The 12423-nt window shown below is 39.4% G+C and carries 12 protein-coding genes and 1 pseudogene; 4 read left to right on the top strand and 9 right to left on the bottom strand.

All coding sequences use genetic code 11. The features are described 5' to 3' along the window. Positions 1 to 38 precede the first annotated feature (38 nt). Positions 39 to 437 (top strand): 8-oxo-dGTP diphosphatase MutT, encoded by a 399-nt coding sequence (mutT, locus tag CIK86_RS14970; protein ID WP_011329387.1) that lies wholly within the window; start codon positions 39 to 41, stop codon positions 435 to 437. Positions 438 to 588: 151 nt separating this feature from the next. Here mutT and CIK86_RS14965 read toward each other — a convergent pair whose 3' ends face one another. The 3 genes from CIK86_RS14965 to pmbA all read right to left on the bottom strand — a co-directional run bounded on the left by CIK86_RS14965 (position 589) and on the right by pmbA (position 4838). Beyond that, positions 589 to 2661, bottom strand: a complete 2073-nt coding sequence (locus CIK86_RS14965) for a M13 family metallopeptidase (protein ID WP_011329388.1) — start codon at positions 2659 to 2661, stop codon at positions 589 to 591. A 267-nt stretch (positions 2662 to 2928) separates the two neighbouring features. Further along, positions 2929 to 3408 (bottom strand): DUF721 domain-containing protein, encoded by a 480-nt coding sequence (locus CIK86_RS14960; protein WP_011329389.1) that lies wholly within the window; start codon positions 3406 to 3408, stop codon positions 2929 to 2931. An 80-nt stretch (positions 3409 to 3488) separates the two neighbouring features. Then, positions 3489 to 4838 (bottom strand): metalloprotease PmbA, encoded by a 1350-nt coding sequence (pmbA, locus tag CIK86_RS14955; RefSeq protein ID WP_086997256.1) that lies wholly within the window; start codon positions 4836 to 4838, stop codon positions 3489 to 3491. Positions 4839 to 4983: 145 nt separating this feature from the next. On the opposite strand from pmbA, the gene yjgA reads away from it, so the two are divergent. Beyond that, positions 4984 to 5517 (top strand): ribosome biogenesis factor YjgA, encoded by a 534-nt coding sequence (gene yjgA, locus CIK86_RS14950; protein ID WP_011329391.1) that lies wholly within the window; start codon positions 4984 to 4986, stop codon positions 5515 to 5517. Between the two features lie 118 nt (positions 5518 to 5635). Then, positions 5636 to 7009, top strand: a complete 1374-nt coding sequence (hemN, locus tag CIK86_RS14945; RefSeq protein ID WP_086997253.1) for an oxygen-independent coproporphyrinogen III oxidase — start codon at positions 5636 to 5638, stop codon at positions 7007 to 7009. Between the two features lie 87 nt (positions 7010 to 7096). On the opposite strand, the gene CIK86_RS14940 is transcribed toward hemN, so the two are convergent. From CIK86_RS14940 to CIK86_RS14930, 3 genes are all read right to left on the bottom strand, one after another. Then, positions 7097 to 7612 (bottom strand): DUF2489 domain-containing protein, encoded by a 516-nt coding sequence (locus CIK86_RS14940; protein WP_011329393.1) that lies wholly within the window; start codon positions 7610 to 7612, stop codon positions 7097 to 7099. Between the two features lie 13 nt (positions 7613 to 7625). Next, the gene (gene yihI / locus CIK86_RS14935; RefSeq protein ID WP_011329394.1) at positions 7626 to 8210 is read right to left on the bottom strand and encodes a Der GTPase-activating protein YihI; all 585 of its coding nucleotides are present in this window, start codon (positions 8208 to 8210) and stop codon (positions 7626 to 7628) included. A gap of 750 nt (positions 8211 to 8960) precedes the next feature. Continuing rightward, on the bottom strand, positions 8961 to 9593 hold the full coding sequence (locus tag CIK86_RS14930) for a c-type cytochrome (protein ID WP_011329395.1): 633 nt from the start codon (positions 9591 to 9593) through the stop codon (positions 8961 to 8963). A 267-nt stretch (positions 9594 to 9860) separates the two neighbouring features. Here CIK86_RS14930 and yihA point away from each other — a divergent pair, with 267 nt between their 5' ends. Then, positions 9861 to 10529, top strand: coding sequence for a ribosome biogenesis GTP-binding protein YihA/YsxC (gene yihA, locus CIK86_RS14925; protein ID WP_086997251.1), 669 nt, complete (start codon positions 9861 to 9863; stop codon positions 10527 to 10529). Between the two features lie 299 nt (positions 10530 to 10828). Here yihA and CIK86_RS19500 read toward each other — a convergent pair. The 3 genes and pseudogenes from CIK86_RS19500 to CIK86_RS14915 all read right to left on the bottom strand — a co-directional run. Then, positions 10829 to 10935 (bottom strand): annotated as a pseudogene (locus CIK86_RS19500) (DUF1285 domain-containing protein); the annotation flags it as partial. A 194-nt stretch (positions 10936 to 11129) separates the two neighbouring features. After that, complete coding sequence (locus CIK86_RS14920; protein ID WP_041454598.1) at positions 11130 to 11648, bottom strand: DUF1285 domain-containing protein; 519 nt, start codon at positions 11646 to 11648, stop codon at positions 11130 to 11132. Then, positions 11645 to 12232, bottom strand: coding sequence for a YceI family protein (locus CIK86_RS14915; protein ID WP_011329398.1), 588 nt, complete (start codon positions 12230 to 12232; stop codon positions 11645 to 11647). The genes CIK86_RS14920 and CIK86_RS14915 overlap by 4 nt, the downstream gene beginning before the upstream one ends. Positions 12233 to 12423: the final 191 nt, after the last annotated feature.

The raw sequence follows: 12423 nt of genomic DNA, 5'->3' as shown, positions 1-12423 counted from the left end.
CTTGCGTCGCTTTTTTTATGGTGTTTAAGGGAGATAAAATGACTAGTATAATTGTAAATGTGGCTGTTGGCGTAATTAAAAAAAATAACGCTCTGTTTATTTGCAAGCGGGCAAATGATCAACATCAAGGAGGTTTGTGGGAGTTTCCTGGTGGTAAAATTGAAGCCGGTGAAAGTGTATTTAGAGCACTTAAGCGTGAACTTCAAGAAGAGATTGGCATCACTATTTTTAGTTCCAGTGAGTTGCTAACAATAAAACACGATTACGATGATAAAACGGTAAAGCTGAACGTACATGTGGTGAGTAACTTTAGTGGTGAAGCACATGGCGCAGAAGGGCAAGATAATGCTTGGGTAAGTATTGACGAGCTAGATAACTACGAGTTTCCAGCAGCTAACGTCGATATTATTAGCGCTATAAAAGCGAAATATATTTAACGCTTAATATTTGGCTATACTCTTTTAGTAAAATAATAATAACAATAAACCGCCATTATTAGGCAGCTACAAAAAGGCCAGCAAGTTAACACTTGCTGGCCTTTTTAGTTAGATACTTTCTAGTTAGGTACTTTCTAGTTAGGTAATTAAATTACCAAATTTTTACGCGGTCCTCTGGTTTAATATACATTTTGTCGCCTTCCTTAACGTCAAATGCTTTATAAAACTCAGGCATATTCGATAAAATACCAATTACGCGGTAATGACTAGGCGAATGCGGGTCGGTCATTAAGCGGTTACGCAGCGCTTCATCACGATACTTACGACGCCAAATTTGTGACCAGCCCATAAAGAAGCGCTGATCGCCAGTGTAGCCATCAATCACTGGAGCCTTAGAGTTACCTAAAGATAGCATATACGCTTTATGCGCAACCGTAAGGCCGCCTAAATCACCAATATTTTCACCTAACGTCAATTCACCATTTACGCCAGCATCAGTAAAAGGTTTATATTCATTATACTGAGCAACTAAAGCCGCAGTACGCTGTTCAAACTGTTTAAGGTCTGACTCGCTCCACCAGTTACGTAAATTACCGTCGCCGTCGTATTTAGCACCTTGGTCGTCAAAACCATGGCCTAACTCATGACCAATTACCGCGCCAATAGCACCGTAATTTACTGCATCATCTGCTTCTAAGTTAAAAAATGGCGGCTGTAAAATAGCTGCTGGAAACACAATTTCGTTATTTACTGGGTTGTAGTATGCATTCACAGTTTGTGGTGTCATGTGCCACTCTGAGCGGTCTACTGGTTTACCCAATTTGGCAATCATATCGCTGTAAGCCCATTCGCTATAACGAATGTAGTTACCGACTAATTCATCAGGGTTAATCTCTAGTGCTGAGTAGTCTTTCCACTTATCTGGGTAGCCAATTTTAGGTGTAAACTTGTCTAGCTTTTGTTGAGCGGCAATTTTAGTTTCCGGGCTCATCCACTCTAAATTTTCAATCGCAACACCGTAGCCTTTAATTACGTTATCAACCAACTCTTCCATACGCGCTTTCGCTTCTGGTGGAAAGTTCTCTTTAACGTACACTTTACCTAAAATCTCACCTAGCACACTGTTTGAAGCATCAACCGCTTGCTTCCAAAGTGGTGCTTGTTCTTCTACACCACGTAAAGTTGTACTGTAAAAATTAAACTTAAGGTCCACTAACTCTTTATCGAGTAACTGAGCGTAATTACTTACAAAGTGAAACTTAAGGTAATTTTGCCATGTTGCTAAATCGGTGTTTTTATAAATAGTCGCAAATTTTTCAAAGTAGCTCGGCTGGCTAATAATTAACTCTTCGGTGTTTATGCCTATCGCTTTAAAGTAACTAGCAAGATCAAAGTCACCCATTAGTTTATTTGCTTGTGCAAGGCTCATTTTATTATAAGACTTGGTTGCATCACGGCTCTCTACTCGACTCCACTGCGCCTCAGCAAGGTTTTTTTCCAGCGCTAATACATTTTTAGCCACAGCCTCTGTATTTTCAACCCCTGACTTGGCTAATATTTTAGCAATGTAAGCTTGATAAGAAGCACGAATTTTAGTGAACTTTTCATCATCTTTTAAATAATAATCACGATCGGGTAAACCTAACCCAGCTTGATACGCATACAATGCATTTTCGCTGGAGTTTTTAGCGTCATTATTTACATACCAACCAAATGGCAAGTCGCCGCCTTTAATCTGTAATTGCGCCATTAAAGTAACTAAATCTTTTTTACCTTTAACGGCGTCAATGCTTGCCAATGATGGCTCAAGTGGCTGGATGCCAAGTTCTTCGCGCGCTTCTTCTGCCATGTAGCTATTATAAAATGCCGCCAACTTTGCTTCATCACTGCCTTTTTCAACATTGCTATTTGCTGCCGCACTTTCAAGTACTGTTTTCATCGCCTTTTGCGACTCGTCATATAATTGCGAAAACGAACCATAGTTAGATTTATCGCCAGGAATTTCGGTTTTAGCTAGCCATTGACCATTTACATGGTAATAAAAGTCATCTTGAGCACGTACCGATTTATCCATATTTTCCAGCTCAATACCTAAGGCAAAAGGAGCTGGAACTGGAGCGCTAACCGCGGGAGTCTCGTTTACTTTAATTTCTTGTTGTTCACCACAACCAACCAACCCAAGTGCCAGCGCAATACCTGCGGCGGTCATTGTTATTTTAATCATAAGGATTCCGTTTGTTAGTTAAAATAAATACCTATTTCATTAATATTCAAATACCAGCAGCATAAAGCTGCGTAATGACATTTTATGTACTTTTACTTAATGAAATAAGCATTAACTGCAACCTAGTTAATAGGCGTATTAAGTAGCTATCATAAACCCCATTGGGGTAACAATAAAATTGAATATGTAACAAAGTATTTTAATGCGATGAGTGACCCACATAGTGCTATCAATAACTATGTGAGCTTATAAACGAGTTATTAGCAGCTAGGTTTTACGCTTTGCGTGCAGTGCTAAACGCTCTAACTTTTCTTTTAGCGAAGGGGGGGCTGAGGCGGCTATGGCATTTAAATAATCGGCTGTTTGTTCGCTCATTTTACGAGAATTAGTTATTGGGGTATTAATGGTTTTACTTACTGCGCCCAAGCGTTGTGTTGCTTGTGGATTAGCGGTAATTTTTATTTGCCCAAGCTCTGCCATGCCCGCGGCTCTAAAATGCGAGAGCATATCCATTTTTAAGTAATTTAGTCTAAGCGCAATAGGCGCAGATACCGCTTCGATCATTAAAGTACCATCGCGGTAGTTACTCACGCGGCATTTATCACCCAGTTTGGGGCCTAAAAAGTCTTTAAGTAAGGTTTGCTGGGTATCGAGTGCTTGGCTTTTACCTGCATAAGCCGACAAGCGGTTATTCAGTCCAGCCATAATGTCAGTTAATGGTTTTGGCGCATACCTGTCTTTAGCCATTTAACACCTCGTAAAAACTCAATAATGCGGTTACTCAAATCGAAATAACCCTCGACTTGAGTATACACTGAGCGCAGTGACTAAGCGCCCGCTATTTGCATTTGTTCAATTAACACAGAGCCAGTTTGAATGCCACCACGGCGCTCTATGTCGCCACCAATAGCTGATATTCCTTTAAACATATCTTTTAAGTTACCGGCAATGGTAATTTCGCTTACTGGATATTGAATTTCGCCATTTTCTACCCAAAAACCAGCCGCACCACGCGAGTAATCACCAGTTACTGTATTTACGCCCTGCCCCATTAACTCAGTTACTAATAAGCCTATGCCCATAGTTTTAAGTAGCGCGGTTAAATCGTTATGTGTTTGCTCCACTAACCAGTTATGTATACCGCCAGCGTGCCCTGTTGGTGTCATATTCATTTTACGCGCAGCATAGCTTGCAAGTAGGTAAGTTTGTAACTCGCCACCTTGAATGATTTCTCTATCAAAGGTTTTAACACCTTCGCTGTCAAACGGTGACGATGCGAGCCCTTTGAGTATATGCGGACGCTCGGCAATATTTACACAATTGCTAAATACTTGCGTACCTAGGCTATCGAGTAAAAAACTCGATTTACGATACAGCGCACCACCGCCAATGGCCGACACTAAATGACCAAACAATGAATTAGCAATGTCAGCTCTAAATATTACCGGTACTTTCATGGTGCCTAATTTTTGGCTATTTAGTTTAGCTAAAGTTTCGGCTGCGGCTTCAAGCCCCACTGTTGCGGCATCATTTAAACCAGCTTGATCGCGTGCTACGGTGTAAGCAGAGTCGCGTTGCATTTGCTCGCCATCTTTACCAATTACCATAGTACTTATGCTGTGGCGAGTACGCGGAAAACCAGCAATTAAACCATGGCTATTGCCATAAACACGCAAACCTTGGTGCGATGAAAAACTTGCGCCGTCTGAGTTAACAATGCGCTCATCCGCATTTAACGCTGCTTGCTCTGCAGCATGACAAAACTCAATACCTTGCTCTGGGCTTACATCCCATGGATGGTATAAATCGAGATCTTTGGGTGCAAACTCAAGTAGCTCTTTATCTGCAACACCGTTAAAAGGGTCGTCTGAGGTGAATTTTGCAATATCAATGGCTTTTTCAACCACAGTGCGTAGCGTTTTAGGGCTTAAATCTGCGGTAGACGCAGAGCCTTTATTATTACCTACATACACACTAATGCCTAAACCGCCATCTTGGTTAAACTCAATGGTTTCTACTTCGCCCATGCGAGTGCTAACCGATAATCCTGAAGTGCTAGACATAGCCGCTTCTGCCGCTGTGGCACCGAGTTTTTTCGCATGCTCGAGCACTTCTGCTACCGCATCTTTTACTTGAGATATTTGAGAATAAATTGGATCGTGTTGTTGGCTTTTCATAAATTAAGTCCTGAGCCTTGAAGGCAATGTTGCACACATTTTTTATATTTAAATGCTAACACACTCAATGCATCACATCAGCTAATATTCCTCTGTATGATAATCATGTATAATGGCAGAAGTTATTTTTATTTAAGAGCACCCCATGGCGAAGAAAAAAAGCAAGCCTGCTGATATTGAAGAAGAAATTGAATATGTCTCAAAAACCGAACTGAAGCGTGAAGCACAAGAATTTCATCAGTTAGGGACTGAAATTGCCAAAATGGGTAAAAAGCAGCGTGAGCGCTTGCCATTAAATGATGATTTAAAAGCCGCAATGGTTGTTGCCGATAAAATTAGCAATAAAAGCGATGCTTATCGTCGTCATTTAAACTACATAGCTAAAACACTGCGCACCGTAGAGAACATCGATGCTATAAGATCAATTATCGATGTTATGCTTAATAAAAATAACCAAGCTGAAGTGTTGGTCAAAAAAATTGAGCAATTACGTGCAGACCTAATTGAACAAGGTGATGACCTAATCAATGAGACTATAGAGCAGTTCCCATCGCTTGATCGTCAACAAATGCGCCAGCTAGTTCGTAATGCAGCTAAAGAAGCGAAAGATGAAAAACCTGGTAGAGGTTACAAAGAGCTATTTCAATATTTGAAAGATGCCCATCAAGTTACTTACTAACAGATTAAAAAATATACTTTAAAAAGGTGCTACGGCACCTTTTTTTGTTGTAGATCAACCCGCCCTGCTAAACATTTTTTTATAATCAGCACCTAAATAATATACCAAGGTGCGCGTGATGATTAAACTTCCAAAATGGGATCAAACCCTAATAAATAAATATAATGTGTCTGGCCCACGTTATACATCGTACCCCACGGCACTGTCGCTAACTGAGGGCTATCAACAGCAAGACTTACTCAGTGCGATTGAGTCATCAAACAGCCGTGCATTGTCTTTATATATACATATTCCGTTTTGTAGTCAGCTTTGTTATTACTGTGGCTGCAATAAAATTATTACTCGCCATCAGTCAAAAGCCGACACCTACCTTGATTTTTTAGCCATAGAAATTGCAGCCCAAGCGCCTCTATTTAAAGACTACACCCTAGAGCAACTACATTTAGGCGGTGGTACACCTACCTTTTTAACTACGCAGCAAATGAGCCGTTTAGTTAAACTTTTGGAGCTGCACTTTAATTTTACCGACGCCACTGAGCGTGGTATTGAAATTGACCCTCGATCGCTTGCCGATAACATGTTGGTTGATTTAAGTAACTTAGGTTTTAACCGCGTATCATTTGGTATTCAAGACTTTAATGATGAAGTGCAGCTAGCAGTAAACCGTCCGCAAAATGCCGATACAGTAAAGCAGTTAATCACCCAAGCCCGTGAATTAGGGTTTAAATCGATTAATGCCGACATGATTTACGGCCTCCCATTGCAAACGCCACAAAGCTTTAAACAAACCATAGAGCAGTTGCTTGAGCTTAGCCCTGATCGTGTTTCGGTATTTAATTATGCTCACCTTCCAGAGCGTTTTGCAGCACAACGTAAAATTAAAGATGCCGACTTACCCAGTGCACACAATAAGCTAACTATGTTTAAAAACACCTTAGAGCAAATGACTCAAGCCGGTTATCAATTTATTGGTATGGACCATTTTGCTAAAGTTAATAACGAACTCGCTGTGGCACAAAATGCGGGGCAATTACACCGTAACTTTCAAGGGTATACTACCCACGGAAACTGCGATTTATTAGGTTTAGGGGTTTCATCTATATCGCAAATTGGCACTGCCATTTTACAAAATCAAAAAGAGTTAAAGCATTATTATCATAGTGTAGAAACGCAAAGCGGCTGTGCCATCACCAAAGGCATGCACTTAAGTGCCGATGATGTAATACGCGCTGATGCAATTAAACAGCTTATATGCCAGTTTGAGTTAGATATAGAGGCATTTAGTGCCAAACATGCACTTAACTTTAACCACTACTTTGCTGATGCACTAACGGCAATTGAGCCTTTAATTGCTGATGGGATGGTCACTATTGAAAATAATATGATTAGTGTCACTGCTAGAGGTAATTTATTTATTCGTATTATTTGTATGTGCTTTGACGCTCACTTACAAAAACAGCTAAATGCAACGCGTTTTTCTCGGGTTATTTAACCCTCAGCCCGAGTAGTAAATTTAAAACGAAAAAGCAGACCTGAGGTCTGCTTTTGTATTTTGTGCTTTAAATTATTTAAACGCTGATTAATTAAATACCACGTTTTCGCTGCCAGGGGCGGCTTTAAACTCAATAATAATTTTAGCGCAGTCAGCTATAATCTCATCTTTATGTGTCTCTTCGGCACGCCAGCGAGCTGTATCTAACTTAAATATTTCTTTTTTGGTATATTTTTTACGCGCATCATGAGTCGGCATTTCTTTAACTACTTGGTACATTTTATAAATGCCCGAGTATTTTGTCGTTAAATCTTGCTCGTCTTCAAAACCATATTGCGACATAAGTACCCAAATACGTAAACAGCCTTCTGAAAACTCACACTGCTGTTCATGCATTGCACGCGCGATTAAATGAATGCTGTCGGCTAATTTGGCGTTACGCTTTAAACGTGACTGCTTAAGCTTTTGCTGTTGCTCAGCCTGCTTTTTAACAATCAGTTTTTTTTGCGCGCTTAACTTATAAAGCAACTGACCCGCATAAAATGCTAAGCCCACTATAATAGCAGCACCTACAAATAAGGCTAAGATCACCGCTGTACTCATTTAATAACCCTTATTACTTGTCTTCTTCGTCTAACCATTCGTTAGCAAGATCGTTCGATAAATACTGATCGAAGTCTGAATTACTTTCTTCGCTAAAGTCATCTTCAAACTCTTCTTCATCTTCATCCTCGATACCAAGCAATTTACACAATGCTTGATGACGAGCAATACGACTATTAAAGTACTTAGCATCTTTACCCGTTAGCATTTCGCCATTTTCATGACGCTCTACTAATTTAAGTAAGCGCTCATCATTTTCAAGTGCTTCTAGCTCTTGCTCAGGCGTAAACTCTGGCTCTGCTGACTTTTTAAGCTCAACAGTTGGCTTTAAGTTACGTTTTATTTCTACTTTAGGTGCAGCTGCAACAGCTATTAATGGCACAGGTTTTTTACTGCCAATGCGTTTATCTTTAGTTCCCGTGTTACTTTTTTGGCTATCATCATTTAATAGCTCAGGGGTATTACGAGATCCAGGCTTAGCACCTTTGGTTTTTTTAACACGTTGCTCTTTTAATGCACGCATTTCTTTAAGCTTATCTTGGCTTAAACGTACTGGTCCATTTGCTGGGCTTTTGCGTGACTTTTTAGTTCTACTCATATCTTGATCATCTCACTTAAGAGGTTTTGGGCGAGGCGCAAATCAATGGGCATCGCAATGCTGGCCTAGCCAGAAGAATTCAGTTTGCGCTTTAGAGGCTGGGTTTCTCTATTTAGCGCTTAAAACAGCTTACTGCTCGTTTTTAAACGGTGGCTATTGTAACAGGACAAATAAAAAGGCGGTAGAGAAAACATCTCTACCGCCTACTAATCTGAGCGCCATTATCTGGACACTTCTCCCTTCGACTTTTTAGTCTTTATTATTGTTATTATTTTTACCTATCCCTATTATTATTATTTTTACCTTCCGTGTAGCATTCCATTTTGTTTTTATTATTAAACTTCCATGAGTTTTTATTATTTTCGGTCTTCCTAACGCTTTTTTGTTATTTCCTTTGCTAGCACCAATTTGTGCTATGTAGTCGTGTCGCGCTACTGTCCTTATAGCTTATTCCATTTTGTTATTGTTTTTTGCGACAGGGGTTAATGTACCTGTTAATAATTTTGTTACAACTAATTTATATATCTTTTATTAAAAGGATTATAACAAAAAACACAAAAACCATTACATTACATCAAGTTAACAATTTAATGGTTTTTAAAATAAGACTTATCTCACAGCTATGCATGGTCAATGTCTTACATGAATAAAGACTATAAAAGTAATTTTAAGCACAAAAAAAGCAGCCTAAGCTGCTTTTTTGTACATATTGTAGTTTATTACATTAATAATAATTAAATAAATACAACTTTAGTGTAAGCCACCTAAGTACTGCGAAAGTACTTCAATGTCTTTATCTGTTAATTTCTTTGCAATATCTTGCATCACACCATTTAAATCATTTTGGCGTGTGCCATCACGAAATTTTTCAAGTTGCGCTTTAACGTAACCTGGATGCTGAAAAGAAACTTTTGGAAATTTTGCAAGTGACGAGCCATTACCACGAGGGCCATGACATGCAGCACATCCTGGAATACCACGATCTGCATCACCTGCTTTGTAAAGTATTTTACCGGTTTCAACTACGTCTTTAGGCGTAGCTTCTTCGCTCATGTTTAGTGATGCAAAATAAGCCGACAAATCTTTCATATCCTGTTCGCTTAATGGCATAGCCATTGCGCTCATAACCGGATCCATACGACCTTTTTTGCCACCTGAGGTCATACCTAGTTTTAAGTCTTGAAGTTGCTTATAAATATAATCGGCATGTTGACCCGCAAGCTTAGGATAGATATTAATCGGTGCATTACCGTCTGGGCCGTGACAAGCCGCACACGTTACTGATTTTTCTTTACCTGCGTTTACATCGCCTTCAAATGCTGTTGCGTTGCTTGCTGACAACGCACCAAGCAATATAGTTAAAGATAGTGCTATTTTTTTCATGGTGAATTCTCTGTTTCCGACCCTGTATCATCTACAATATGGATGTTGTGATTTTTATATTCTACACGATAATAAATTCTCTGGCACGTTTTCTACTCATATTAAACTTATAATTTATAGGGTTTTGCCTTAGGTTAAGCTTTAACTTGGTTTAAATGTGCTGTATATGGTGGTTTAACAGCTTTTTAATAACTCCTTTATAGTATAAAATACGCCCCATGAGCGAATTTAGCTCAATGTGATCATTTTTAAGTTTTAGGAGAGCCCGTGCTCAAATCTCGTATCAAATATAATACCGCGTCTTTCGTTACAAGCGCTCCAGACATTACTAAATTACCTGCTGATACGGGAATTGAAGTTGCGTTTGCCGGTCGCTCCAATGCAGGTAAATCAAGTGCTCTTAATGCACTTACCGACCAAAAATTAGCGCGTACCAGTAAAACTCCTGGACGTACTCAGCTAATAAATACCTTTGAACTTGCTGATGTTGATGACATGCGCCTTATCGATTTACCAGGCTATGGCTTTGCTAAAGTGCCAATTGAAATGAAAAAGAAATGGCAGAAGTCGCTAGGCGAATATTTACAAAAGCGTCAGAGTTTAAAAGGTATTGTAATTTTAATGGATATTCGTCATCCATTAAAAGATTTAGACCGTGATTTAATTAATTGGGCTATTAGCAGTGAAATTCCTGTTTTAGCGCTATTAACTAAAGCAGACAAATTTAAACAAGGTCCGCGTCAATCACAAGTACTTAAAGTTCGCCGTGAATTAAGCGCCCTTGATGGTGATATTACGGTACATGCATTTTCATCACTAAAAGGTACTGGCTTGCCAGACGTTGCCAAAAAACTTGATGAATGGTTTTTAGGCCCAGTTGTAGCGGTACCACCTGCTGAAAAAATACTTAACGATGGCACTAACCCAGCAAGCTAATTTATTCTGCAAGGCTTAAAAGCTTACACATTCGATAAATAGCCGAGCTTATCTGTCTCGGCTATTTCAGCCCATTGCATTAATAGCATACACTTCTTGCCACGCACGCATTACAAACCTAAGCCATTATTATCCGCTATTACTCGAGTTTAGGATAAATAAAACGGCTCCCCGGCAGATGTTATAAAATAACCCTGTTTATCAGTATTGGCTATTTTAGCCCATTGCATTAATAGCATACACTTCTTGCCACGCACGCATTACAAACCTAAGCCATTATTATCCGCTATTACTCGAGTTTAGGATAAATAAAACGGCTCCCCGGCAGATGTTATAAAATAACCCTGTTTGTCTGTCTGGGCTATTTCTGCCCATTGCATTAATAGCATACACTTCTTGCCACGCGCACATTGCAAACCCTAAGCCATTATTATCCGCTATTACTCGAGTTTAGGATAAATAAAACGGCTCCCCGGCAGATGTTATAAAATAACCCTGTTTATCAGTATTGGCTATTTTAGCCCATTGCATTAATAGCATACACTTCTTGCCACGCACGCATTACAAACCTAAGCCATTATTATCCGCTATTACTCGAGTTTAGGATAAATAAAACGGCTCCCCGGCAGATGTTATAAAATAACCCTGTTTGTCTGTCTGGGCTATTTCTGCCCATTGATAAAATACACTTCTTGCCACGCGTGCACAGCACCCATAAGGGAGTTGTATATAAGGCACGGCTGCATCTTTGTAGTCTTGTATATATATAGGTTGCTCAGCACTGATGAGCCATTGTCTGTCTAGGTTATCTATACAACAAAGCACTTGTCCTTGCTCGGTATTTTCAAATCGCCAGGCAACAATAATAAAGGGGGCGTCTTCAACCGTGATGGCTATTTTTTCGACCGGCGTTTTTAAATAAAACTGCTCACCCTCTTTACACAATACCGAGGCAAACAGCTTTACCATAGCCGGGCGTGTTATTTCACTGCCAGCATAAAACCATTGCCCTTGGTCGTTAATAACCATTGGCAATGATCCACAGTGAGTTGGTTGCCAACTATCAAAGGGTTTGCTTGGCTCGCTTAATTGCTTGCTTAGTTGGCTAAGGGAAATCACTGCTTTTTAAATGTCAGTGCAAAAGTAACAGGTACGGCAGTCGCAATTGACGGTAAACCCGCTAATTTTTGTAATTCCATAATGCCCTCTGTAATTGCAAAATCATTACTATTAATAATAATAGGACTGAAAGAAGACACACTTAAATCACCATTTTCTGCACTGCTAACCAGCACATCTATAGTAAGCGGCTTTTTATTACCATGAAAATCAAGTTCCGCATTAATCCCTTTAAGCACATACTGGCCAGGTTTTTTAATACTGCTGAGCTGCGATGCTAGATCTGCGGTTAATATGGCATTTGCAAATGTATCGGCTTCAAATAATAATTTTGTTAAACGCTCATTACGAATGGGGATCAGTGTTTCTGCCGAGGTTAAGTCTACATTTACACTAAACTCACCTTTATCTGATAACTTGCCTTCAATATTAGTAAAGTGATTTGCTTCAGCAATACTATTTTTTTTGATAGAAACAAAGCTTAATTGGCTTTTATCGTTTACTAACTGCCAATCGGCCTGAGCGATATTAGAAATAACTAAACTTGATAACGACAAACCTGCAATAGCTAATGCTTTAAACATGACGAATTCCTTCTATAAATGAACAATACCCCATTCATTAGAACCACAAATGAATAGAAAGTACTTTTTATGAGCTTATATGGTATCACCTAAAGGATTAAGTGTAATTATAGAATAATAAATGGGGAATAATTAAGGTTAGGAATAAAAAACGGCCCATCAAATATATGATAGGCCGGTATAGCAAACTG

The organism is Pseudoalteromonas sp. JB197 (assembly GCF_002332205.1).
In the GTDB taxonomy this organism is placed as follows: Bacteria; Pseudomonadota; Gammaproteobacteria; order Enterobacterales; family Alteromonadaceae; genus Pseudoalteromonas; species Pseudoalteromonas nigrifaciens.
This window is presented reverse-complemented; position numbering and strand designations above follow the sequence as displayed.

Coding starts and splice junctions, on each gene's coding strand:
- pmbA (WP_086997256.1), bottom strand. CDS start 4,838: ATGAAAAGCCAACAACACGATCCAATTTATTCTCAAATATCTCAAGTA.
- hemN (WP_086997253.1), top strand. CDS start 5,636: ATGATTAAACTTCCAAAATGGGATCAAACCCTAATAAATAAATATAAT.
- CIK86_RS14960 (WP_011329389.1), bottom strand. CDS start 3,408: ATGGCTAAAGACAGGTATGCGCCAAAACCATTAACTGACATTATGGCT.
- CIK86_RS14930 (WP_011329395.1), bottom strand. CDS start 9,593: ATGAAAAAAATAGCACTATCTTTAACTATATTGCTTGGTGCGTTGTCA.
- mutT (WP_011329387.1), top strand. CDS start 39: ATGACTAGTATAATTGTAAATGTGGCTGTTGGCGTAATTAAAAAAAAT.
- CIK86_RS14940 (WP_011329393.1), bottom strand. CDS start 7,612: ATGAGTACAGCGGTGATCTTAGCCTTATTTGTAGGTGCTGCTATTATA.
- yihI (WP_011329394.1), bottom strand. CDS start 8,210: ATGAGTAGAACTAAAAAGTCACGCAAAAGCCCAGCAAATGGACCAGTA.
- CIK86_RS14915 (WP_011329398.1), bottom strand. CDS start 12,232: ATGTTTAAAGCATTAGCTATTGCAGGTTTGTCGTTATCAAGTTTAGTT.
- yjgA (WP_011329391.1), top strand. CDS start 4,984: ATGGCGAAGAAAAAAAGCAAGCCTGCTGATATTGAAGAAGAAATTGAA.
- CIK86_RS14965 (WP_011329388.1), bottom strand. CDS start 2,661: ATGATTAAAATAACAATGACCGCCGCAGGTATTGCGCTGGCACTTGGG.